Here is a 23,113-nt window from a genome sequence, read left to right as displayed (position 1 = left end):
TGAGGGGCCGGGCCGGCACCGGCGGCGTTCAGGAGGCCGGGTGGCTCGACACGACCTTCCCCTTGGTGTCGGCGGCCAGATAGCCGACCGCGTTGTACTCGTTGATGAGGTAGAACCGCAGCGTCGGACGGTCGTCGTTGAAGGTCCAGCGGTCGGCGATGACGTAGCGCATGGTCGGACGCTCCACCTTCAGGTCGCGCTCACCGCGCTGGATCAGCGCCGGAAGGCTGTCCCACGGCAGGGTGGCGACGTCGAACGGCTGGTCGTCCGTCGCGCTGATGGTGCCGCCGGGGCCGGTCCTGCGGGCGACGCCGTCGCGGTACTCGTACGCGTCGTAGGTCTTCGCACCGGGCCGGGTCGGGATGGCGGCCAGGGCGTACTCCTCGTAGACCGTCAGCTCCTTGATGGTCGTGCTGCCGCCGGCCTTGCGGAACGCCTCGATCACGGTGCGGATGTTGGCCGGGGTGAGCAGGCTTCCGCGGGGCGCGGCGGTGTCGGAGGCATCCGCGCCATCGGCGCCTCCGCTCCCGGTCGCGCTCCCGCTTCCGTTGCCCGAGGAGCTCCCTTGTCCCGTGCCTGTGCCGGCCACGTCACGGCTGGGGGTCGAGCCGCCCTTCGCCCCGGGGTCGGCGGTGCCGTCCGGGATCAGTTTCACGGCGCCCAGCACGGCGGCGGCCGCCAGCACGAGCGAGGCGGCGATCACGGCGGCGCGGCGGCCCGGGCGTGTGGCGACGGCGGCGGAGGGGACGTGCGGGCCGAAGCCGTCGGCGGCCGCGCGGGAGGGCACGGTCGGGGTGCCCCAGGCCTGCTGCCCCGGCGGCGCGTAGGCGGGGTGGGGATACGGCGCACCGAACGGGCCGGAGGGGGAGGGACCGGCGGGGGACGACGGGCCGGACGGGGCGAAGGGTGTCGAAGCGCCGGACGTGAACGGGGTCGGTGGAGTGGAGGGTGTGACGGCCGGCGCCCCGCTTCCCGACGCGTGCGCTCCGGGTCCGGTCGCGGCCGACGCCTCGGCCAGGAGCCGGTCCAACTGCGCCCCGTCGGGACGCTGCGCGGGGTCGCGCACCAGCAGCCGCTCGAGTACGGGCGCCAGGGCACCGGACCTGACCGGCGCGGGAATCGGGTCGTCCAGGACGGCGACCACGGTCGCCAGGCTCGTGGCGCGGCGCAGCGGGTGGTGGCCCTCGGCCGCCACGTACAGAAGCATGCCGAGCGACCACAGGTCGGAGGCGGGATTGCCCTCCTCACCCCTCACCCGCTCGGGGGCGATGAACTCGGGCGAGCCGATCAGGTCCCCGGTGGAGGTGAGCCGCGACGTCGACTCGCTGAGGACGGCGATGCCGAAGTCCGTGAGGACGGCCTGACCGTCGGAACGGAGCAGCACGTTGGCGGGTTTCACGTCGCGGTGCTGGATGCCCGCCGAGTGGGCGGAGCGCAGGGCGGACAGCACCTGACGCCCCAGGGTGAGAACCTCGGGTACGGGCATCGGGCCCTCGGCGAGCCGGTCGTACACCGAGCGGCCCTCGACGAGTTCCATCACGATCCACGGGTGCGAGCCGTCGAGCGGTTCGACGATGTGGTGGATCGTCACGACGTGCGGGTTCGAGAGGCGTGCCAGGGCGCGGGCCTCTCGGACGGCCCGTTCCCGCAGTTGTGCGGCGAGTCCCGGGTTGGCCTCCTCGACGGCCGGGTCGGGCGGACGGACCTCCTTGAGGGCGACGTCGCGGTGCAGGGCGATGTCGCGTGCTCGCCAGACGGTGCCCATGCCGCCGCTGCCCAGCCGGGAGATCAGCTGGAACCGCCCGTCGACCAGTGGTCTTCCGTCCTCACTCGTACTCATGGGCGGTCATCGTAGGCGGTGCCGGTGACACCCCGTCCCCCGGGCGTCACACCTGAGACGGGGGCGGGCCGGCGACCCGGGGCCAGGCGCGTCGGCACGCCGTGTGCCGGGCCCGGCCCACCCCGTACGCGCGGACATGGTGAGCCGCTCGTGGCGGCCTGGATCCGGCGCGATGGACCGGGCCTCCCGCGTCGCCTCTCGTGACACGCGCGGGGGAGCGGCCCGTCCGCGGCGCACCCGAGGTGCGCCACAGGGGGCCGCTCCCGTGTCACCGGCTCCGATCTCCGGGGGCACCGTGTCCGGTGGTTCCCTCGGAACGGGGGAACCACCTTCCTTCACTGTCCAGCGGTGGTGTTCACGCACTCCTGGAACGGGCTCTGCTGGAGGCACTGGGGAAGCGTGTCCTCCCACTTCGTCAGCTGGTCGGTGGCCTCGGTCCGCTGCGCGGGCGCGGAGTCCGGGCTCTGGGCCACCTTCATCGTGTCGTTCACTTGCTTCGCGAAGTTCGTCGCCGCGGCCTGCTGCGCGGGCGGCGTACCCGGCTTCAGGGACGAGACCAGTATCTCCGTCGTCGTCTTCACGACATTCGTCGCCGTGACCTTCACCGAGGCCGGTGCGCTGGAACCGAGGATGCCCACCAGCACGCTCGTGGTCGTCTTCACCGTGTTGGTGACCGCCACCTTGACCGCCGGCGAGGCGCCCGACTTCAGTACGTCGACCAGGACGTTCGTGGTGGTCTTGACGGTGTTGGTGACCGCTACCTTCAGCGCCGGCGAGGCGTTGGATTTCAGGACGTTGACGAGGACGTTCGTGGTGGTCGTCACGGTGTTGGTCACGGCGACCTTCACCGAGTCCGGGGCGTTGGACTTCAGGACGTTGGCCAGGACGCTCGTGCAGGTCCTGACGGTGTTGGTGACAGCCACCTTGACGGCGGGCGGGGCGTTCGACTTGAGGACGTTCACCAGGACGGTCGTGGTCGTCGTCACCGTGTTGGTGACCGCCACCTTCACCGACGCGGGAGCGCCCGACTTGAGGACGTCGACCAGGACGGTCGTGGTGGTCGTCACGGTGTTGGTGACCGCGATCTTCACCGAGTCCGGGGCGTTGGAGTTGAGGACGTCGACCAGGACGCTCGTGGACGTCTTGACGGTGTCGGTGACCGCCACCTTGACGGCCGGTGTGGCGTTCGACTTGAGGACGTCGACCAGGACGGTCGTGGTGGTCTCGACGGTGTTCGTCACCGCCACCTTCACCGACGCGGGAGCGTTCGACTTCAGCACGTCCACCAGGACGTCGGTGGACTGCTTCACGGTGTTGGACACCGCGATCTTCACCGATGCCGGTGCGTTCGACTTGAGGACGTCGACCAGGACGGTCGTGGTGGTCTCGACGGTGTTCGTCACCGCCACCTTCACCGACGCCGGGGCATTCGACTCCCTGACGTCCACCAGGACGTCCGTCGACTGCTTCACGGTGTTGGTGACCGTCGCCTTGACCTCAGGCGGCGCGGCCGACTTCTCGACGGTCGCGAGGACATCGGTCGACTGTTCGACGATGTTCGCGAGCGTCACCCGCTCGGCCAGCGGTGTGTTCGGGTCCTCGATCGCCTTCAGCGTGCTGCTGAGATTGTTCGCCGTCTCCTTGACCTCCGGGGAGGCGCCCTCCTGGTTCGCCAGTTCCTGCACTCCCTGCTTCAGTTGCGGCGTCTGCTTCTGCAGCTCCGCGTTCTGCTCGGCCGGCGGAAGCTGCTCCTCCTCATCCTTGGGCGGCTGCGGCGGCTGCTCCTCCTCCGGCGGTGGTGGTGGCGGGGGTTGCTGCTCCTCCGGCGGTGACGGTGGTTGCTCCTCCTCCGGCGGTGGTGGTGGCGGGGGTTGCTCCTCCTCCGGCGGCGACGGTGGTTGCTCCTCCTCCCCCGGAGGCGGAGGCGGAGGCGGTGCGGCGGGTACCGCGGCCAACGCCGCGGCGCGGGCCGGGGATGCCGCCTCGGCGCTCGCCAGACCTGGCGACAGCGCGAGCACCGCAGCCAAGCAGGAGGCGCCCACGAAACGGAGAACGTGTTGCTGGGCGATCTTGGACATGGTCGGATCCAGGTGTGCTGGGCACAGACTTCTCGGCGCCGTGATGCCCGTCCCTGAGGGCGGCGACGGCCCGGGGCCACGGAGATCCACAACTCAACGTGGCGCAGGCGTGTACAGGACCCACTCTTCTACCCCGTCGCGCATCCCGCAACGTGACCCGGGCGCGTCGGTGCAACTGCGCCCCGCGCGGCGGCGCATGCACGGCACCCGGTGGCGCCGAGAGAAAGTGGAAGCCGAAACGACCTGGCCACACCCGGCGTTGGCCGTCGGGCCGGTTGCCCCGCCGCTCTCCGTGCCCTCGCCTTCGGCACCTCCCGTCGGCTCCCCGGACGCGCCTGTCGTACCTGTCGCGCCCCGCCCACCCGCGTGCCCCCCGCCGGTTCGCGCGCCCCGCCCACCCGCCGGTTCGCGCGGCCCGGTCAGGCGCGGGGCGGGGGAGCCGTGAGGCGTCGGACCGCCTCCACGACCGCCGACCGGTGGACGGCCTTGCGCCGTTCGTCCCAGACCGAGCCGTCGGCTTCCATGGCGGGCCCGCCCGCGGCCGAGACCCAGGCCTGGGAGAGCGCGAGGACCAGGGTGAGGATGTCGGAGGGCTCGAAGGCGGGGTCGACATGCCCGGCGCGCTGGGCAGCGGCCAAGGCGTCCGTCTTGGCCGCGTAGGCGTCCTGCTGGGCGGGCATGGCCGCCGTCGGGCGTTCCAACTGCTTCCAGAGGACCAGTCGCATCAGCTCCGGCCGGCCGCTGAGGTGGTCGAAGATCGCGCCCGCGTACCCGGGGAGGTCCTCGGCGTCGAACGGCACCGACGCCGCCCCCGCTTCCAGGGCCCGCTGCATGACGTGGTCGAAGAGCTGTTCCTTGTTGCCGAAGTACACGTAGATGAGCCGCTTGTTCGCCTCGGCCGCCTCGGCGATGCGGTCGACGCGGGCGCCGGCGATCCCGTGGGCGGCGAATTCGGTCAGGGCCGCGTCGAGGAGGCGGGCCTTGGTCGCGCTGGAGTCCCGTGCCATGACGATCACCCTACCAAGTAACTATCTGGTTATTGACAAGCCGGGTCTCCGTACCGCATGCTCGAACTATCCAGTTAGTTACTTACGAGACGGAGTGGACGACATGCAAGAGCGCGCACTGGGCACCCAGGGTCTGAAGGTCGGCGCGGAAGGGCTCGGCTGCATGGGCATGAGCGCCTTCTACGGAGCCACCGACGAGACCGAGGCCCTCGCCACGATCGACCGGGCCCTCGAACTCGGGATCACCCTCCTGGACACCGCGGAGAGCTACGGCCCGTTCCTCAACGAACGACTTATCGGCAAGGCGCTGGCCGGGCGCCGGGAGAAGGCCGTCGTCGCCACCAAGACCGGCATCGAGTTCACCGACGCCGGGCAGATGGTCGGCCAGAACGGCACGCCGGAGTACATCCGCCGCTCCGCCGACCGCTCGCTGCGGCACCTGGGCACCGACCACATCGACCTGTACTACCTGCACCGCGTGGACCCGAACGTCCCCGTCGAGGAGAGCGTCGGCGCCATGGCGGACCTCGTCACCGCCGGCAAGGTCCGCTACCTCGGGATCAGCGAGGCGGCCGCGGCGACGGTCCGGCGGGCCCACGGCGTGCACCCCCTCACCGCCGTCCAGAGCGAGTACTCCCTGTTCGAGCGGGGTGTCGAGGCCGACGGCGTCCAGGCCACGCTGGACGAGCTGGGCATCGGCCTCGTCGCGTACTCCCCGCTGGGCCGCGGCTTCCTCTCCGGCGCGATCACCAGCCCCGACGACTTCGCCGACGACGACTTCCGCCGCACGGACCCGCGCTTCCAGGGCGAGAACTTCGCCCGCAACCTCGCCGTGGTCGACCGGGTGCGCCGGATCGCCGAGGAGAAGTCGGTCACCCCGTCGCAGCTCGCGCTGGCCTGGGTGCTGCACCGGGGAGCGGTACCGATCCCCGGGACCAAGCGCCGCGGCCTTCTGGAGGAGAACGCCGCCGCCACGGCCGTGACCATCACCGCCGACGACATCGCGGCCATCGAGGCGGTCGCCCCCCGCGGCATCGCCTCCGGCGACCGCTATGCGCCCGAACTGATGAACTCCCTGAACGGCTGACGCTCACCTCGACGCGCTCGGCACCCCGGCGGCGCACCGGCCCAGCCGCCTCCGCCCCCTTGCGTACGCCCGGCCGTATCCCGCCGCTCCTCCCCGTGCGGACCGGGGCGTACGGGAGCACCCTGGGCTCTAGGAACGGCCGACGGTCGCCGGGTCCCCATTCCCTCGCGGACCCTCGGCGACGGCCCCTCGGGCCGTGTCGCCGTGATGGTGTGACCGGGAATCCGAAGGAGAACGCGATGTCGAAGAAGGACGGCCTGGGCAAGGGGGACAAGGTGTCCTGGAAGAGCCATGGCCAGACCGTGACGGGCAAGGTCAAGAAGAAGATCACCGACCGCACCCAGGCAGCCGGCCGGACCGTCGACGCCTCGAAGGAGGAGCCGCAGTACGAGGTGGAGAGCGACAAGTCCGGCCGTTCCGCCGTGCACAAGCCCGGCGCCCTGCGTAAGAAGGGCTCGCGCTCCTGATGACGGCCAAGCAGCAGGGCGACGACCGGGACGAGATCGTCTCCGCCTTCGAGGAGGCGGTCAACATGACCGCCGGCCGGCTGGAGAAGTGGCTCGCCACGGACGAGTCCAGGAGCGTGGGGCAGAGCGACGGAGGCGAGAGCGTCGGGCACGCGTCCGGCAGACGCATCGTCGAACTCCTCCGCACCAAAAAGGCCGACCTCAGCGACGACGACCTGGCGCACATGCGCAAGGTCACCGGCTACGTCCACCGCCACGTCAAGCAGCGTCCGAGCGGCGACGTCACCGACACCCGGTGGCGCTACTCCCTCATGAACTGGGGCCACGACCCGAAGAAGTGACCCGTCGGGCCGCGTCGGGGGACACGCATGAAGAGGGCCGTTTCGGACAGGATGGGCTGGGTGATCCTTTCCGATGGCGTCTACCTTGCGATGGGCTTGGGCGCGCTCGGCGCGGCCGTCGTGCCGAGGCTCGTGTTCAAGCGGCCCCTGTCCATGCCGATGGTGTTCCTCGCCGCCGGCGCGATGGTGGCCGCGCTGCCGTTGCCCGTGCCGACGGTGGATCCCGTGCGGGACCGGCTCTGGGTCGAGCACGCGACCGAGCTGTGCGTGATCGTGTCGCTCATGGGGGCGGGCCTGGCACTCAACCGGCCCTTCGGCCGCCGCGCCTGGGCCGGTCCCTGGCGCCTGCTCGGCATCAGCCTGCCCCTGACCATCGCCGGTACGTCCCTCCTCGCCGCCCTCCTGCTCGACTGGCCGCCGGCGCTCGCCCTGCTCGTCGCCGCCGTCCTCGCACCGACCGACCCCGTGCTCGCGGCCGAGGTGAGAGTGGGAGAGCCCACGGACGCGGAAGACGACGAGGACGAGGTCCGTTTCGCCCTGACGGCGGAGGCCGGGCTGAACGACGGCCTGGCCTTCCCGTTCGTCCTGGCCGCCCTCGCCCTCGCGGCGGCGGCCGGCGACGGCTGGTCGGCCGAGTGGATCGGTCGGTGGCTGCTCGTCGACGTCCTGTTCAAGATCGCCGCCGGCGTGGCGGTCGGACTCGTCGCGGGGCGTCTGCTCGGCCGGATGTTCTTCCGCGCGCAGGCGAACGCGCTACGGCTGTCGGAGCACATGGAGGGGTTCGTCGCCCTGGGCGCCACGTTCCTCGCCTACGGCGCGGCCGAACTGCTCCACGGCTACGGCTTCCTCGCGGTGTTCGTGACCGCCTGCACCATCCGCGCGGCCGAGCGCAGCCACGGCTACCACCGGGTGCTGCACGAGTTCACCGAGCAGATCGAGCGGCTCCTGACCGTGTGCCTCCTCTTCCTCCTCGGAGGCTTTCTCGTCACGGACGGTCTGCCGGCCCTCACCTGGCAGGGTGCCCTCGTCGCCGTGCTCCTCGTCCTCGTCGTCCGGCCGGTCGCGGGTCTGCTCGGCCTGCTCGGGTTCGCCGCGGGGCCCAGGGAGAAGACGGTCACCTCCTTCTTCGGCATCCGCGGCATCGGCTCGCTGTTCTACCTCGCGTACGCGCTCGGGCACGGCACCTCCCTGGTGGCCGACGAGGCGCGGCAGCTCTGGGCGGTGGTGGCCTTCACCGTCCTGCTCTCGGTCGTCCTGCACGGCGTCGCGGCGACACCGGTCATCCGGCGCCTCGACCGGTTGCGGCGCACCTCACCCGCACCGCCCTGAGACCCCGACCGCGCCGGACGTGGCGGGCGGGGCCGGGGAGGCCGGGGTTCAGGTGGCGGGAGTGGGCCAGGGGACGTCGGTCTCGACGGCGGCCGTGTAGTCGAAGCCGGGGACGGAGAAGCCGTACAGGCGGCGCACCTCGTCACCGAACCAGTCGAGGTCGGCGAGTTCACCGATCGTGTCGCTGGTGGCGGTGGACCAGCGGTCGGCGACGGCGCTCTGCACGGCGGGGTCGAGTTCCCAGGTGTCGAGGCGGACCCGGCCCTCGTCGTCGAGATCGAGGGGGCGGGCGCCGGTCAGCCGGTCCCACAACTCCACCAGTTGACCGATCGGGGCCACCATCGCGTCGCCGAGGACGCCGCGCAGCAGTCCGACGTACAGGGCGATGCCGGGGACGGCGGTGGCGGACTGGGTGACGGCGGCGGCGTTGACCGAGGTCACCGCCCGGCCGCCCACGGTCTTCGCGAGGCGCTCGTCCAACACGCGTGCGGTGGCTTCCAGATGGGCCTTCGCGGCGCCGATGGTGCCCTGACGGTAGATCGCCGCCGTGAGCGGCGAGCCGATGTAGGACAGGGCGGCCGTGGTGAAGCCGTCGGCCAGCAGGCCCCGGTCGGCCAGGAACGTGATCCACCGCTCCCAGTCGCCGCCGCCCATCACCGCCACGGTCTGCTCGATGTCGTCGCCCTCGGCCGGCGCGGCGGTGACCTCCTTCACCTCGGGGGCCCCGGTCTCGTCGAAGACGAGCGTCCTGGTCGTGTACGGCGAGCCGATCGGCTTGAGGACCGAGGCGTACCCTTCGCCGGTGTCCGGGTCGGTACGGCGAGGCGCGGCCACCGAGTAGACCAGGTAGTCGAGCCGTCCCCCGAACCGCTCGACGAGGAGGTCGGCGACCTGCTCCTTCACGGTGTCGCCGAAGGCGTCGCCGTTGAGGAAGACCATGTCCCGCCCGTGCTGTCGGGCGAGCCGGGCGGTGGCGGCGGTGCGGTACCAGCCGGCCGTGCCGGTGCGTCGCGCCGGCGCCTTCTCGAAGCACACGCCGATGCCACGGATGCCGACACGGGCCAGGCCCGCGATCGTGGCGGCCAGGCCGTACCCGGCGGACGAGCCGATGACCAGGGCCACCGGCCCTTCGCCCCCGGGGGCCGCCGGAGCGGGCACGGCCTGCCACATCTCCTCCACCAGGCGTCGGCAGCCGCCGGGGTGGGAGTCGAGGAAGAGGAAGCCCCGGCTCTTGGGCACGATGACGCGTTCGCTCACGATGTGGTGTCCCGGGTGTCGTCACGGACAAGGGCGCGGCGGCCGCCTCGGCCACCCCGTCCCGCTAGTCTGCGCGTGCGCGGAGGAGCGTGGTGATCTTGACCGGCACAAGGATGAGCCGCCGGGCTTGGAGGGTTTCCACTGCCGCGGGCGGGCAGCCGGCCCCGGCAGCTCGGCCGGCTTCCGGCGAGCAGCCCGGTGCGTGCCTTCGTGGTCAGGGCTAGTCCCCGCTCGAGTCTCCGTTGCCGCCGCCCAGGCCTCGGCGCCGGTTCCGGTCGGTCCGGCGCACCAGTTGGCCGGCGGCGAGCGTGCCGGCTGCCACGGCGCGGGCCCACCGGGGCCCGCCGCGATCCGCCCACACCACGCACACGCACCCACCGACGACGAGCGCCACGACGCCCAGCAGCACCAGAACGGTCACGTTTCCACCCCTGTAGAGGTCCTACGGTCCCGGCGATTCTCCCAGGCCCCCGCGGGCAGCCCCGCAGGCCCGTTCGCCGGGGATGCGGGTGTGCGATTGTCGGTGGCGCGTGATAGTCACTACACCCACGGGGCGGGGTGATCATCGACCTCCCCGTTCGAACATGACAAGGGGTGGGGACATGGCGTTGCTCCGTGATTGGGGGCTCACGCTGGGGAAGTGGACGGGACGGCCCGTCGCGCAGATACAGAAGGATTCCGGCGATCCCGAGGTACGGCGTGTGCGACAGGCCGCCGAGGCGGCGGACTGGGCCACGGTGCGGGACGTGCTCGAAGCACGTCCCGAGAGCGAGGACCGCACGGAGCTGCTGTGGGCCGTGGGCGACACCGCCGGCGTGGAGCACTGGATCGCGCCCGTCCTCGAAGCGGAACCGGAGGCCGCGCTGCCCCGCCTCGTGGCGGGTGTCCGCCACGTCAACTGGGGTTGGGAGGCCCGCACGGGGGCCCGGGCGAAGGACGTCTCCCGCCGGCAGTTCGAGCTGTTCCACGAACGACTGCGCACCGCCGAGCAGTGGCTGTACGAAGCCGCCGAACGCGAGCCGCAGTGGACCTCGCCCTGGCACGCCCTGCAGACCAGCGGCCGCGGCCTCGAGGTCGGTCAGGCCGTCGCACGCCGCCGCTTCGAGGCGACCGTACGGCGAGACCCGCACCACCTGGGAGCGCACCAGCAGCAGTTGCAGCAGGTCTGCGACAAATGGGGCGGCTCGCACGAGGAGATGCACGCCTTCGCACGCGAGTCCGCGTTCGGCGCACCGGGCGGCACGCTCCTGGGCCAGCTGGTCGCCGTCGCCCACCTCGAGCAGTGGCTCTCCCTCGACGACGGAGCCGACGCCGCCTACATGCGCCGGCCCGAGGTGAGGGCGTCGCTGCGGGATGCCGCCGACCACTCGATCCGGCATCCGGACTTCGTCCGTCGAGGGCTGTGGATCCAGGTCTTCAACACCTTCGCCATGGCCTTCGCGCTGGCTGGGGAGCGCGAAGCGGCGCGCGAGTGCTTCCGCGTCACGGACGGCCGCGTCAGCGAGTTCCCCTGGTACTACATCAACGGTTCCGACCCCGCCGCGGCCTATCGGCAGCAGCGTTCGGCAGCCGGGCGCTGAGCCGGGGCGCGACGAGGTCCGAGGCGTCGGGCTCCGAGGACGCCGCCGGTCGCCGACGGCCCGCACGGGCACGGCGGTCGGCCGGTCGCATCGCCGGCACGGTCGGCGGCATCGGCCACCGCGTCATCGGCCACCGCGATCGAACCGCACACCGTGACCGCCCGTCGACGGCCTCACGCCCCGACCGTCCGTCCCGCGCGCACGTGTCCGGACCCCGGATCCGACGCGGTCGGCGGCCGTGACCGTACGCGGCTTCGACCGCCCCGTCCGTCAGAGCGCGGCGTCGCCGTCGGCCCGTCCGTCTGCCTCGCCGTCGGCCCCGTACCTCCGTACCTCCGTACCGCTTCCGTCCGCCCCCGCTCCCGCCCCCGCTCGCTCACACGGCGGGAGCGCCCACCGAAAGACTGCGCCAGGTGCCTCACTCCGAGACCACTCACTCCTTCCAGGTCGACTTGCGCGGCCTCGTCGACCTGCTCTCGCACCACCTCTACTCGAGCCCTCGCGTCTACCTGCGCGAGCTCCTGCAGAACGCCGTCGACGCCATCACCGCACGGCAGGCCGCCACGCCCGGCGCGCCCGCCACCATCACCGTGCGCACCGGTGACACCCTCACCGTCACGGACACCGGCATCGGTCTGACCGAGGCCGACGTCCACCGCTTCCTCGCGACCATCGGCCGCAGCTCCAAGCGGACCGCCGAAGGCGCCCTGGACGGTGCCGGGCTGGACGCCGCCCGAGGCGAGTTCATCGGCCAGTTCGGCATCGGCCTGCTCGCCTGCTTCGTCGTGGCCGACGAGATCACCGTGCTCAGCCGCTCCGCCGCCGACCCTGCGGCGCCCGCCGTCGAGTGGCGCGGCCACTCGGACGGCCGCTACACGATCCGCACCCTGCCCGCCTCGGCCGTGCCCGAACCGGGCACCACCGTCCGCCTCGTCCCGCGCGCCGACAACGCCGAATGGACGAGCCCGGAGCGGGTCGTCTCCCTCGCCCGGCACTACGGCGGCCTCCTCCGTCACGAGGTCACCGTCGTCGGCCCTCGCGGCGAGACCCACCGGGTCAACGAGACGCCCCCGTGGGAGCAGACCCACCGCTCCCCGCTCGCCCGCCGTGAGTCGATGACCGCGTACTGCCGCGGCCTCTTCGACTTCACCCCCCTCGACACCATCGAGCTCGACCTCCCGGCGGCAGGACTGCGCGGCGTCGCCTACGTCCTGCCCACGGCCGTCTCCCCGGCGCAGCGCGCCGGGCACCGGGTGCACCTCAAGGGGATGCTGCTCACCGACCAGGCGCCCGAACTGCTGCCGGACTGGGCGTTCTTCGTCCGCTGCGTGGTCGACACCACCAGCCTGCGTCCGACGGCGTCCCGGGAGGCGCTGTACGAGGACGGCACCCTGTCCGCCGTACGCGACGCCCTGGGCGAACGGATCCGTGACTGGCTCACCGGACTCGCCGCCAGCGACCCGTCCCTGCTGCACCGCTTCATCGACACGCACCACCTCGCGGTCAAGGCGCTCGCCCGCTACGACGACGAGCTGCTGCGCATCGTGCTGCCGTGGCTGCCGTTCGAGACCACCGACGGCAACGTCACGCTCGAGGAGTTCGCGCGGACGCACCCGACCCTCCTGGTCACGCGCAGCGTGGAGGAGTTCCGCCAGGTCGCCCCCATCGCCGCGGCCGCCGGCCTCGGCGTCGTCAACGGCGGCTACACCTACGACCGCGACCTCGTGCTCCGGCTGCCCGAGATCCGGCCCGGCACGTCCGTCACCGACCTCGACCCCGCCACCGTCACCGCGCATCTCGACGCCGTGGACCCGACCGCGGAACTGCGTGCGGCAGCCTTCCTCGCCGTGGCACGGGAGACAATCGGCGTCCACGACTGCGATGTCGTCCTGCGCGACTTCCAGCCGGTCACCGCGCCCGCGCTCCTCCTCGACAACCGCGAGGCCCGCCACGAGCGGACCAGGGCCGGCCTGGCCGCCGACAGCGACGGACTGTGGGCCGACATCCTCGGCTCCCTGCGCAACGAGACCCCGCGGGCCCAGCTCGTCCTGAACCACCTCAACCCGCTGGTCCGCCAGGCGATCACGATCACCGAACGCGGCCTCGCCGTGACGACCGCCGAGGCCCTCTACGGCCAGGCGCTGCTGCTCAGCCGCCGCCCGCTCCGGGCGAGCGAGAGCGCCCTGCTCAACCGGGCCTTCATCGGCCTGCTCACCCACGCCATGCACCACTCCGGCACGGCGGAACCCGGCTCCGAGCCCCGGAAGGAACTGTAGATGCTGGACACCCCCGAGGCCGTGGTCGAGGCACTGCGCGAGAACCACGACCGCCCCCACGGCCTGCAGCGCACCATCACCGCCGAGGAACTGGTCGAGGCCGCCGAACCCTTCGACAAGCACGACGTCCTCGTCACGGCCCTGCTGGAACTGATGTCGGCGTACGAGTTCACCGGCGAGCACCGCAAGTCGCCCGTCACCTTCGCCCGCCTCCTCAAGCTGTGGGACACCGCACCCGAGGCCTTCAGCCAGTGGGAGGCCCACCAGGTCTTCTGGCGCTTCAAGTGGGTGACGACGTCCCTGTTGCAGGTGCCCGAAGTGCCCCTGGCCACGATCCACGGCTGGATCGACCAGATGCGCACCCGCTACGAGAAGGCCGGGCACGGCATGCAGCCGGTGGCGGCGATGCGCTACCACGTGGCCGCCCACACCGGCGTCGGCACCGACACCGCCTACGACCTGTGGGCCACCCGGCCCCGTACCGAACTGAGCGACTGCGAGGCCTGCGAGACCCGGCACTTCGCCTGGCACCGGATGACATCGGGCGACGACGCCGCGGCTCTCGCGAGCTGGCGACCGGTCCTCGACGGAGCCATGGGCTGCACCGAGGAACCGCAGATGAGCCAGGCGCGCGCCCTGCTGCCGCTGCTGCGCACGGGCCGTGCGGACGCGGCCCGATGGGACGAGGCCCGCTCCCACCACCTCACCGGCTACCGGCGGGTCCGTGGCAACACGGGCATGCAGGAGGAGGTCGGACTCCACCTGGAGTTCTGCGCCCTCTCGCGCAACGAGGGGCGCGGACTGGAGATCCTGGCGGAGAACCGGCCGCTGTTCGAGGCGGCCGGCGCTCCGCTGGCCCGCCTGGGCTTCCTCACCGGTGTCGAGGTGCTGCTGGCCCGTCTCCTCGACGACGGGCACGCCGACACCGCCGTCGCCGGCCCGCCCGGACGGAACTGGACCGCTGCGGCGCTCCTCGCCCACGCCCGGGCCGAGACGGACCGGCTCGCGGCCGCGTTCGACGCCCGCAACGGCACCACGGCGGTCGGGGACCACCGCAAGGCGCGCCTCGCCCGGACCCCGCTGCTCGACGAGCCGCTGCCGCTCGGACTGCGGACCACCGTCCCGCGCCCGACCGCGGCCGGGAAGCGGACGGCGGTCCCCGCCGTCACCGCCGCCGCGGCCGCCGCGGCCGCCGCCGGGCCGGAGATCCCGGAGGACTTCGTCCCGCTGGTACGCGAGGCACGGCGCCTGTCGGCCGAGGGCCATCCGGGCAGCAGCAGGCTCTGGAGCCGTGTCGCCGAGCGCCTGGCCGAGGCGAACACCCCGCACGACGAGCGGCTCGGCCCGGAGGACCTTCTCCGCGCCGAGCTGGCCGCGCACCGGGCCTACCGGCTTTCGCAGGAGGACGTCGAGGCCGAGAGCATCACCGAGCTGAAGCGGGCGGCCGAGCTGTTCGAACGGGTCGGCATGCCCTGGCACGCCCTCTCCGCTCGCACGCGTGCCTTCGCCTGGGAGGTGGCCCCCGACGACGGCCCGTACGGCGCGGAGGGCGAGGCCGGCATCGAAGGCACCGACAGCGCCGCGCACACCGAAGGGACCGGCAGCGCCGAGGGTGCCGAGGGCACGGACGCCGGGATCTCCGACGCGGTCCCGGCCACGGACGGCGCGGTGCGGGACACGATCAGGGCCGGCCTCGACGAAGCGCTGCGCGCGGTGGAACTCCTCACGACCCAGGCTCCGCTGACCGGCGAGAACCCGGGGGAGGGGGAGCCGGAGTCCCTGGCCGAGAGGGCGGCGGAGCGCGTACGGGAGTACCTCGGCGTGCTGTACTCCTGCACGTTCGCCGCCTACCAGGGAGTGCTGGCACAACTGCCCGAGCCCACCGACTCGGCCGTCGAGCGGTTCGACGAGCAGGCCGGGAGGCTGCGCCGTGAGGCGGAGCGCCTGTCCGTCCCCCATCAGGTCGCCGCCGCGCGGCAGTTCGTCGCCGACATGGCCGGCCGGCGTGGTGACGTGGCGAGCGCCGAGACCGAGCTGCGCGCGGCGCTGAAGGACATCGAGGCCGCCGGCCGGCCCTGGCGCGGATCGCGCCCGCGCGCCCTGCTCGCCCAGATGCTGCTGGCCAAGAACGAGCCGGCGGAGGCGGTGGAGCTGCTGCACCAGGCCATCGCCGACGCCGTCCGCCACGACGACACGGGGTTCCCGCTGGCGCCCACGTACGCGCTGCTCGGCCACGCCGCCTCGCACCTCGGGGACACCGGCGGCGCGGTGCGGCACCTCTCCGAGGCCGCCGCACGGTTCGACCAGGCCGGGGCGCACGACGAGGCCACCGACGTGCGGCTCCAGCTGGCCGACGTCCTGGCCCGCACGGGTCAGCAGGCCGACGCCGTCGCCGTACTGGAATCCGTCCTGTCCGACGAGACGTCCTCCGGCCTCGACGAGCGGGTGCTCGCGCAGACGCGGCTGTCGCTGGCGCGGGGACTGCGGGAGCTGGAGGAGTACCTGCCGGCGGCCGAGGAGTTCCTGCGCCTCGCGGACACCGTCGCCGGGTGGCCTGACGACCGGGTCGTCCACACGCTGGTGGCGGCAGAGGCGGCCACCACACTGGCGATGGCCGACCGTTGGGACGCGGCCGCCACGGCGTTTGCGCGCGCCGTCGCGTCCCACGCCGAGGCACCGAACCCGTCCTTGATCGCGCACATGATGTGCGAGTTCGCGCGCCTCACCATGCTGTCCCGGGGAGCCGACGGCCTCGACACCGCACTGGACCACCTGAAGCAGGCCGACGGTATCCGGGCGGCCGTGCCGGAGAACGCCGAGGGATTCGTGCCCTGGTACGAGGCGGGCACGGTGCACTACCGCCGGGCCCGCGTCCTGGCGGAGGCCGAACGCTTCCCGGAGGCCCTGGCCGAGGCGGAGGCGGCGATCGCCGCACACGAACAGGGCGGGGAACACGGCGAGGTGCCGCGTGCGGAAGCGGTCCGGATCGCGGCCCTGATCGAGGGCAACGGCCTCGACCGCGTCAAGGAGGCCATCGCCCGCCTCACGACGGCGGCGGCGCGCTGCCGCAAGGCGGAGCTTCCCGAGGCCGCCGAGATCCTCGACGCCCTGCGGCAGGACTATCTGAACCGCTAGGCCCCCGGCCCCTGCGGATGACCGCGGGGGTCGAGGGCGCCGCGGCGCGCCTCCGCGCTCGGGCCGCCGGGGAGGAAGCCCCCCGGCTGCCCGGCACGGCCGCTCAGGCGAACGCCGCCCCGACGCACCCCGCTCCGGCACGGCGGCTCCGGAGCGGGACCCGGCGCTCGTCGCGGGGGTGCCTCATCGCGCAGCTCCCTCGGCGCCCGGCAGCGGGGACACCGGCTCGTCGTCCCAGTCCCACGTGTCGAAGTAGGCCGTCGTGCAGGTCCTGCGGGCCTCCATGACGGCGGTGAGCCGGTCGAAGTCGCGCGTCGGCATGAGCGGCCTCCACTCCTCCCATGGCAGCACCCGGAACTCGTCGTGCTCCTCGGGCGCGAGGGTGATGCGCGCGATCTGCCGATCGGTGAGCCGCCCGCCGTCGAACACGTATCCCGCGGTCGCGAGCGGCCACCCGGCTCCGGGCAGCCCGAAGACCGCCGCCAGCAGCCGCGCCGGACCCGGCACCGGCAGACCGGTCTCCTCGAAGGTCTCCCGCCGGGCCGTGTCCCACGGCCGCTCGCCCGGCTCGGCCGTTCCGCCGGGCCACTGCCAGGGGTGCTCGGAGCTGTAGACGGCATGGAGGTGCAGGGGCCGGTCCGCCTGGTCGGTGAAGAAGACGCTGCCGAAAAGGGACGCCTTCGGCAGCATCTTCGCGTACTCCTCGGGCGGCAGCCACGTCTCGCTCATGTCCGTTCCTCTTCCTCTCGGTGTTTCTGCGCGCGGAACTCCTCCACCGCGCGCGGCGGTTGCCCGCCCCGTGGACCGTCGGCCACGAGGCGCAGCCGGTCCGCCGCCGCGTCGTACGCGATGGCGTCCCCTGGTTCCTGGAAGTGCACCGCGATCCGGGCCCCGGCCCGGTAGGCGTCGAGACCGGCCCGGCAGTAGGCGACCATCGGCTCCGGCAGGCCGTCGAAGGCGAACCACCGCATGGCGTCGCACACGTCCGGCTCCATGACACCCGGGACGCCCTGCCAGCGAAGCACCTCGAAGAAGAACCCGACGCGCGCCCTCCCGCCCGGCCCCCGGTGGTGCACCGTGACGGCCGCGAGCACATCGGCCGGATCCACGCCGAGCCCCGTCTCCTCCCGCGTCTCCCGGACGAGAGCGGTGACGACGTCCTCCTCCGGCCCGTCGAGGTGCCCCGACGGCAGGTGCCACATCCCGGCGGCGTACGCGTCCCCGGCCCGCCGCGACAACAGCACCTCCGCACCCCGTACCCCCTCGCGGCGTGCGATCAGATGCACATCCAGCGGCTCGGTATGCCGCCCGCCCCCACTCACGAGGCGCCTCGCCGGACGGTGGCGTCCGGCCGGGACGGGGTGGCCGTCATGAGGTGGTTCCTTCGTCGGGTGCCGCGCCGCGGGGCCGGTAGCCGCCGGCCTGGAGGGTGAACATCCGGGCGTAGGCGCCGTCGAGAGCCATGAGGTGGTCGTGGGAGCCGGACTCGACGATGCGGCCGGCGTCGAAGACGTAGATGCGGTCGCAGTCGACGACGCTGGCGAGCCGGTGGGAGATGAGGACGGTGATCTGGTCCTCGCGCGGCCGCCCGCGCAGCACCGCTTCGTAGACGGCGTGTTCGGAGGGCGGGTCCATGCTCGCGGTCGGCTCGTCGAGCAGGAGGAGGGCCGCGCCCTTGTAGAGCCCACGGGCGACGGCGATCTTGGCCCACTGGCCGCCGGAGAGTTCCTGTCCTCCGCGGAAGCGTTTGGAGAGCAGCGCCTCCCACTGCCCGGGAAGCGCCTCGATGACCCGGTCGGCGCCCGCGGCCCTCACGGCGGCGAGGGCCCGTCCGGGATCCGCCTCCGTGAGGCTGCCCGTGGAGACGGTCACGTTCGACAGGGCGCTGAAGGGGAAGCGGACCGGGTCCTGGAGGACGCAGGCGACCCGCTGTTGCAGTGACCGCGCGTCCATGGTGCGTACGTCCACACCGTCCCAGTACATCCGGCCCTGCTGGACGTCGTGCAGCCCGGCGAGAATCTTCGCGCAGGTGCTCTTGCCCGAGCCGTTGAGCCCCACGAACGCGACGGTCTCGCCGGCGCTGAGCGTGAGGGACACCCCGTTCAGCGCGGGGGCGTCCTGCCCGGCGTAGGTGAAGGAGACCTGCTCCAGGCTGATGGTCTTCACCCGCTCCGGGGCGTGCACGTCGGAGGTGCGCTGCTGGAGACCCCGGCAGCGTTCCTGGACGGCCAGGAGGTCGTCGACCCACATCGCGTGCTCGTACAGCAGGTGCGCGACCTCCACGAGCCGGGTGAGCGAGGTCTGTCCGACCTGGACGGCGAGGACCGCTCCCGCGCCGGCGGCCAGCGGAAGCCAGCCGGCGATCAGCATGGCGGCGAGGGCGCCGTACGTGATCCCGGTACCGAGACCGCCGATTCCGCGCCCGGTCAGATGGAGCAGGGCGGCCCGCACCCCCAGACGGGTGTCCTCCTCGGCGATACGGGTGATCAGGCGCCGGTGCTCCTCCAGGAGCGCGCCCTGCGCCGTGTCGGAGCGGAGTTCGGCGGCGGCGTCCTGGTCGAGGAGCAGCCACGAGAACACGCGCACGCGCCGCTGGAGGGCGTTCCAGCGCTTGAAGGAGTGGAATCTGGCCCGGGCGCTGTGGACGGCCGCCATGCCGACGGGGAGGACGGACAACAGGAGCAGGGGGAGCAGGGCGGGGTGGAGGACGCCGAGGACCCCGATGGTGCCGGCCAGGCTGAGGAGGGCCGAGGCGAGGGAGACCACCTGGGCGACGATCTGCCGGGCGTAGAACAGGCCGCGGTCGTTCGCGCGGTATACCTCGTCGTGCCAGTCGGCGTCCTCCACCGCCTCCAGGCGCACGTGCGCCGTCAGCCGGAAGAACTCGCTCTCCAGGGCGGTCCTGATCTTGGGGGTGACCCGCGCCTGCGCCACCGCGAGCGTGGCCTCCGCGAGGGCCCGCGCGGCGAGGAACCCGACCACGAGCAGCACCTGGGGGACGGCGGCGCGCACCCGGTCGGGAGTCGGCCCCTGGGCGAACAGCTCCCGCAGCACGGCGACGCCCGCGATCAGGCCGAACGCGGTCATCGCCGCCGAACCCAGCTGGCAGACGACCACCGCGGCCGTCGCACGCCGGTCGGCCCGCCAGGCGAGCCGGCCGATCCGCCGGGTGATCCGGGGCAGCCGGACGAGGACCTGGCGTACCGTCGCCTCGGCGGAGGCTCCGTCGTGGACGGACCAGTACGTCTCCTCCATCTCCTCGGCGATGTCCTCGCCCGGGGAACCGCTCGGCAGGGCCCGGGGCGGAAGAGGGAGCGGAGCGTTCCGTGGCGCCGGAACCGTGACGTCCGCGGCCTCGGTACGGATGGCGTCACTCATGCCGCCCACCTCGTGGGCGGGCGGAAAGGGCGGGCGAGGGGCACATGAGGACCTCCTGGAGGGAGCCGTCAGGCTGTTGTGGAGGTCAACGAGAGGTCCCCGCATTTCGAACACACGTGTTTCGGTCGGGGTGCGAACCGCGTGACAGAGCGCGCGGGCGAGGCTGCTCGATACACGGACCCTTACCGGGCAAGGTCCGTGTCGCACAGCGCAGTTGGCCGAAACGCCGATGCCTCGCCGGAGCGGTCGGACAGGTGGTGTTCCACGCCTCAGGGCACGGGCGGCCCGTGCCGAGCGCCGCGTGTCACGCCAGGAGCGCGGCCGCCTGCTCGCGCGCCTCGGCCAGCCAGGTCGCGCGTTCCTCGGAAGACGACCCGGTGACGGTCCGGAAGACGACCCGGCGGACGTCGGAGACCCCCACGTAGGGCAGGACGCACGCCGACCACACGCTCTGCAGCGGGTCGCCGAACTCGCTCGCCTCCCGGTCGGCGGGGGTGTCGGAGGTGTTCAGCACGAGAGCCCGGCCGGCCTTCAGGAGCCCGGCGGGTTCGCCTTCCGCCGTCTCCAGCTTGTACGCGACCCCGGGCGCGAGCACGCGTTGTATCCAGCCCGTGAGCACCGCGGGCGGCATGCCCCACCAGTTGGGGTGGACGAACACCATGGCATCCAGCGTGGCCACCTCGGCGCGGTGCCGCGCCACGTGCGCGTCGTGGGAGTGGGCGGACGACCCGACGGTCTCCGTCTCGTCGGCGGAGAGCAGGGGTCCGAACCCTTCCGCGTACAGGTCGTGCGCCACCACCTCTGATCCTCGTGCGCGCAGTGCCTCCACGACGGCGTCGAACACGGCGTGGTTGAAACTCCCCGGGCGCGGGTGAGCGAGATAGACCCCTGTGCGCATGATTCCCCCAGTTGATCTTCCGTAGCTGATCACCAGCAGACGGCTTCGAGCGGCCGTCTGTCATGCGGTCGGCCGAACCGCTCCGAGCGTCGTTGCCGCGACGGCCTCCCGCCGGCGCTCACCACTCCCGGGGGGCGATCAGCTCCTCCACATCGGCGTCCTCGAAACCGTAGGCCGACGCGACGAACCAGAAGTCCTCGGCGATCTCCTCCCGGGCGACCGTCTCGATCTCACTCCCGGCTGCCTCGAACTCCGCCTCCAGGTCGTTGAACTCCTCCGTCGCGGCATGGGTGAGCGCGTAGAGGGCGGTCACGTCCGCGGGCTGCCCTGCCTCGATCCTCTCGCACAGCCGCAGCAGGATCGCCCGGCCCTTCTCGAGTACGTGATCGGGGTAGTACGTGTCCGCGTACAGGTGCCGCAGAAACGCGTGCCCCGCTATCCGCTGGTTGGTGACCGGCATGGTGATGCCCTTCCTGTGGAGGAACCGTGGTGCCGATCCTGCACCCCACCACTGACAGGACGACGCGCCGGCCGGCGCCCCTCCTGAGGGGCTCCGGCCGGCGCGTCGGTGCAGGCGCATTCGGTGAGCTCACGTCACCGCAGTCGCTTGGGCGAACACGCTCCGATGCGCGTGCGTCACGAGTGGACTGCCCTCGTGCGCACGGGAATCACTTGACGCCGAGCCCGGCGTCGGCGACCTCGGGCTGCCCCGCGGCCTTGAGGACCTTGTTGAGCGGCTTCAGGTCGTAGATGCCGTTCAGGTCGGGCTGCTTGAGGAGGCCGGCCTTCACCGCGTGGTCCGCCTGGGCCTGGAGCGTGGCGGCCAGCGGGTCGTTGGTGAACCGGATCGACGGCCAGGCGGCGTCGATCACCTTGGCGCCCAGAGGCTTGCCCGTCAGCTCCTTGAGCTTGGCGTTCGCCGACGCCTTCGCCTTGTCCGGGTTGGCGTTGATCCACGCGTTGGTCTTCACCACACCGCGCAGGACGGCCTCGACGACGTCCGGGTGCTCGGCGAGGAACTTCTGCGACACGATGATGTTCGTGATCACGAACTTCTTGTCGGGCCACAGCGTCGACTCGTCGAGCAGGACCTTCGCGCCCTCGCTCACCAGCTTCGAGGCGGTCGGCTCCGGCACCCAGGCGCCGTCGATGGCGCCGGAGGTGTAGGCGTTCGGGGTCACCTTGTTGTCCGTGCGGACCACGGAGACGTCGCCCTTGCCGCTCTGGGCGTCGACCTTCCAGCCCTTCTCGGAGATCCAGTTGAGGAAGGCGACGTCCTGGGTGTTGCCGTGCTGCGGGGTGGCGATCCTCTTGCCCTTGAGGTCGTCCAGGGTCTTGATCTTGTCCGGGTTCACCACCAGCTTCACGCCGCCGGAGGCCGAACCCCCGACGATGCGCAGGTTCTTGCCCTTGGACTTGGTGTAGCCGTTGATCGCGGGGGAGGGGCCGATGAACCCGATGTCGATCGAGTCGGCGTTGAGCGCCTCGATCTCGGACGGGCCGGCGTTGAAGGTGGACGCCGTGATGGTGGTGCCGCCGAGTTCCTTCTGGAGGATGCCCTCCTGGACGCCCACCAGGGCCGTCGCGTGCGTCAGGTTCGGGAAGTAACCGAGCCGCACCTTGTCGGACGAGAGCTTCTCGGCGTCCACCGCGACCTTGGGCTGCGCGGCGTCGTCGGAGCCCTCCGAGCCGTAGCCGCAGGCGGTCAGCAGAAGGGGAAGCGCGGCTACGGCGGCGAGGGTACGCAGGGTGGTGAGCGGTCTTGCGGCAGACACGGAGTGTCCTCTCGGGCGGATCGGTGATCGGTGAGCGATCAGGGAGACAGGGAGGTGCGGGACGAACCGCTTCTCGGCGCGACCCGGCTGCCCCGGCCCTCCACTCCCCGGCCGTCGGAGGCAGGCACACGCGCAGGGGGCGGGCATGCCGTCATCGAGGGCGGGAGAGCGGAACGAGCGGGGTGTACGCGGCCGTGGACGTGCGGGATCCGCCCGCGAGGGCGGAGCGAGGGCGCGGTGGTGGTGCGGAGAAGTGCGGGGACGGAGGCGTCAGAAGGGCCGACAGAGGGCACTGGACGCGCGGCCGAGGTCGATGTGACGACGCGAGGCCAGGAGGGGCGACGACGGCTTCGCGCGGTCGAGCGTTCCCATGGCCACCCCCCCTTATCCCTAGTTCTCCTACCTGGTTGATAGGGATCGTGACAGAAGGAGGCCGCCACCCCAAGAGGGTGTTCGCATGATGGACTCAATCATCTCGCCATACGAGACAGGTGAGGTGGGCCCGGGTGTCGCGGGGCCTGTGGCGGGGGCGCAACCACAGTCAGGGCGACCCGGGTTGGCGCCGGTCCGGCATCCGGGCGCCGGTTGACGGGAAGCGCGAGTAATGCTCAAGTGTTCGCATGATTGCTGAGCGGCGCTTGGTCACCCGTGACCACATCGACTTC

At 72.3% G+C, this 23,113-nt stretch carries 18 protein-coding genes; 7 read left to right on the top strand and 11 right to left on the bottom strand.

Annotation, left to right across the window (positions count from 1 at the left end):
* Positions 1–28: 28 nt before the first annotated feature.
* The 3 genes from ACZ68P_RS28075 to ACZ68P_RS28065 form a co-directional block, all read right to left on the bottom strand.
* A complete protein-coding gene (locus ACZ68P_RS28075) occupies positions 29–1,840 on the bottom strand; it encodes a serine/threonine-protein kinase (protein ID WP_471010968.1) in 1,812 nt (603 codons plus the stop codon).
* Positions 1,841–2,175: 335 nt separating this feature from the next.
* Positions 2,176–3,918: a hypothetical protein gene (locus ACZ68P_RS28070; protein WP_471010965.1), complete on the bottom strand. Its 1,743-nt coding sequence runs from the start codon at positions 3,916–3,918 to the stop codon at positions 2,176–2,178.
* A gap of 419 nt (positions 3,919–4,337) precedes the next feature.
* A complete protein-coding gene (locus ACZ68P_RS28065) occupies positions 4,338–4,925 on the bottom strand; it encodes a TetR/AcrR family transcriptional regulator (RefSeq protein WP_471010964.1) in 588 nt (195 codons plus the stop codon).
* 103 nt (positions 4,926–5,028) lie between these two features.
* On the opposite strand from ACZ68P_RS28065, the gene ACZ68P_RS28060 reads away from it, so the two are divergent.
* The 4 genes from ACZ68P_RS28060 to ACZ68P_RS28045 all read left to right on the top strand — a co-directional run bounded on the left by ACZ68P_RS28060 (position 5,029) and on the right by ACZ68P_RS28045 (position 8,149).
* On the top strand, positions 5,029–6,012 hold the full coding sequence (locus tag ACZ68P_RS28060) for an aldo/keto reductase (RefSeq protein ID WP_471010962.1): 984 nt from the start codon (positions 5,029–5,031) through the stop codon (positions 6,010–6,012).
* 239 nt (positions 6,013–6,251) lie between these two features.
* Entirely contained in the window at positions 6,252–6,479 is a 228-nt protein-coding gene (locus ACZ68P_RS28055) for a hypervirulence associated TUDOR domain-containing protein (protein WP_365716413.1), read from the top strand.
* Positions 6,479–6,820, top strand: a complete 342-nt coding sequence (locus ACZ68P_RS28050) for a DUF3140 domain-containing protein (protein ID WP_471010961.1) — start codon at positions 6,479–6,481, stop codon at positions 6,818–6,820. The genes ACZ68P_RS28055 and ACZ68P_RS28050 overlap by 1 nt, the downstream gene beginning before the upstream one ends.
* Positions 6,821–6,910: 90 nt before the next feature.
* Positions 6,911–8,149: a cation:proton antiporter gene (locus tag ACZ68P_RS28045; RefSeq protein ID WP_471011154.1), complete on the top strand. Its 1,239-nt coding sequence runs from the start codon at positions 6,911–6,913 to the stop codon at positions 8,147–8,149.
* Positions 8,150–8,197: 48 nt separating this feature from the next.
* Here the strand turns inward: ACZ68P_RS28045 and fabV are convergent, their stop codons facing one another.
* Entirely contained in the window at positions 8,198–9,406 is a 1,209-nt protein-coding gene (gene fabV / locus ACZ68P_RS28040) for an enoyl-[acyl-carrier-protein] reductase FabV (RefSeq protein WP_471010959.1), read from the bottom strand.
* A gap of 220 nt (positions 9,407–9,626) precedes the next feature.
* A complete protein-coding gene (locus ACZ68P_RS28035; RefSeq protein ID WP_471010958.1) occupies positions 9,627–9,827 on the bottom strand; it encodes a hypothetical protein in 201 nt (66 codons plus the stop codon).
* A 280-nt stretch (positions 9,828–10,107) separates the two neighbouring features.
* Between ACZ68P_RS28035 and ACZ68P_RS28030 the strand changes: the two genes are divergently transcribed.
* From ACZ68P_RS28030 to ACZ68P_RS28020, 3 genes are all read left to right on the top strand, one after another.
* Positions 10,108–10,986, top strand: coding sequence for a hypothetical protein (locus ACZ68P_RS28030; RefSeq protein ID WP_471010955.1), 879 nt, complete (start codon positions 10,108–10,110; stop codon positions 10,984–10,986).
* A gap of 413 nt (positions 10,987–11,399) precedes the next feature.
* Positions 11,400–13,262 (top strand): HSP90 family protein, encoded by a 1,863-nt coding sequence (locus ACZ68P_RS28025; RefSeq protein WP_471010953.1) that lies wholly within the window; start codon positions 11,400–11,402, stop codon positions 13,260–13,262.
* On the top strand, positions 13,263–16,397 hold the full coding sequence (locus ACZ68P_RS28020) for a tetratricopeptide repeat protein (protein ID WP_471010950.1): 3,135 nt from the start codon (positions 13,263–13,265) through the stop codon (positions 16,395–16,397). It abuts the gene before it with no gap.
* A gap of 183 nt (positions 16,398–16,580) precedes the next feature.
* Here ACZ68P_RS28020 and ACZ68P_RS28015 read toward each other — a convergent pair whose 3' ends face one another.
* The 6 genes from ACZ68P_RS28015 to ACZ68P_RS27990 all read right to left on the bottom strand — a co-directional run bounded on the left by ACZ68P_RS28015 (position 16,581) and on the right by ACZ68P_RS27990 (position 22,448).
* Positions 16,581–17,126 (bottom strand): NUDIX domain-containing protein, encoded by a 546-nt coding sequence (locus tag ACZ68P_RS28015; protein WP_471010948.1) that lies wholly within the window; start codon positions 17,124–17,126, stop codon positions 16,581–16,583.
* Positions 17,123–17,683, bottom strand: a complete 561-nt coding sequence (locus ACZ68P_RS28010; protein ID WP_471010945.1) for an NUDIX hydrolase — start codon at positions 17,681–17,683, stop codon at positions 17,123–17,125. The genes ACZ68P_RS28015 and ACZ68P_RS28010 overlap by 4 nt, the downstream gene beginning before the upstream one ends.
* An 82-nt stretch (positions 17,684–17,765) precedes the next feature.
* Positions 17,766–19,775, bottom strand: a complete 2,010-nt coding sequence (locus ACZ68P_RS28005; RefSeq protein WP_471010943.1) for an ATP-binding cassette domain-containing protein — start codon at positions 19,773–19,775, stop codon at positions 17,766–17,768.
* Between the two features lie 304 nt (positions 19,776–20,079).
* Positions 20,080–20,673: an NAD(P)H-dependent oxidoreductase gene (locus ACZ68P_RS28000; RefSeq protein ID WP_471010942.1), complete on the bottom strand. Its 594-nt coding sequence runs from the start codon at positions 20,671–20,673 to the stop codon at positions 20,080–20,082.
* 118 nt (positions 20,674–20,791) lie between these two features.
* Positions 20,792–21,133, bottom strand: a complete 342-nt coding sequence (locus ACZ68P_RS27995; protein WP_471010939.1) for a DUF5713 family protein — start codon at positions 21,131–21,133, stop codon at positions 20,792–20,794.
* Positions 21,134–21,341: 208 nt separating this feature from the next.
* The gene (locus ACZ68P_RS27990) at positions 21,342–22,448 is read right to left on the bottom strand and encodes an aliphatic sulfonate ABC transporter substrate-binding protein (protein WP_471010938.1); all 1,107 of its coding nucleotides are present in this window, start codon (positions 22,446–22,448) and stop codon (positions 21,342–21,344) included.
* Positions 22,449–23,113: the final 665 nt, after the last annotated feature.

Source organism: Streptomyces sp. NPDC036822, assembly GCF_055609145.1.
Note: the sequence above shows the minus strand (reverse complement) of the source record. Positions and strands in the feature narration are given on the sequence as shown.

Excerpts from the sequence above, each read along its gene's own strand:
- ACZ68P_RS28055 (WP_365716413.1), top strand. The coding sequence starts at position 6,252 with ATGTCGAAGAAGGACGGCCTGGGCAAGGGGGACAAGGTGTCCTGGAAG.
- ACZ68P_RS27995 (WP_471010939.1), bottom strand. The coding sequence starts at position 21,133 with ATGCCGGTCACCAACCAGCGGATAGCGGGGCACGCGTTTCTGCGGCAC.
- ACZ68P_RS28050 (WP_471010961.1), top strand. The coding sequence starts at position 6,479 with ATGACGGCCAAGCAGCAGGGCGACGACCGGGACGAGATCGTCTCCGCC.
- ACZ68P_RS28070 (WP_471010965.1), bottom strand. The coding sequence starts at position 3,918 with ATGTCCAAGATCGCCCAGCAACACGTTCTCCGTTTCGTGGGCGCCTCC.
- ACZ68P_RS28015 (WP_471010948.1), bottom strand. The coding sequence starts at position 17,126 with ATGAGCGAGACGTGGCTGCCGCCCGAGGAGTACGCGAAGATGCTGCCG.
- ACZ68P_RS28065 (WP_471010964.1), bottom strand. The coding sequence starts at position 4,925 with ATGGCACGGGACTCCAGCGCGACCAAGGCCCGCCTCCTCGACGCGGCC.
- ACZ68P_RS28020 (WP_471010950.1), top strand. The coding sequence starts at position 13,263 with ATGCTGGACACCCCCGAGGCCGTGGTCGAGGCACTGCGCGAGAACCAC.
- ACZ68P_RS28060 (WP_471010962.1), top strand. The coding sequence starts at position 5,029 with ATGCAAGAGCGCGCACTGGGCACCCAGGGTCTGAAGGTCGGCGCGGAA.
- ACZ68P_RS28075 (WP_471010968.1), bottom strand. The coding sequence starts at position 1,840 with ATGAGTACGAGTGAGGACGGAAGACCACTGGTCGACGGGCGGTTCCAG.
- ACZ68P_RS28045 (WP_471011154.1), top strand. The coding sequence starts at position 6,911 with ATGGGCTTGGGCGCGCTCGGCGCGGCCGTCGTGCCGAGGCTCGTGTTC.
- ACZ68P_RS28005 (WP_471010943.1), bottom strand. The coding sequence starts at position 19,775 with ATGAGTGACGCCATCCGTACCGAGGCCGCGGACGTCACGGTTCCGGCG.
- ACZ68P_RS28000 (WP_471010942.1), bottom strand. The coding sequence starts at position 20,673 with ATGCGCACAGGGGTCTATCTCGCTCACCCGCGCCCGGGGAGTTTCAAC.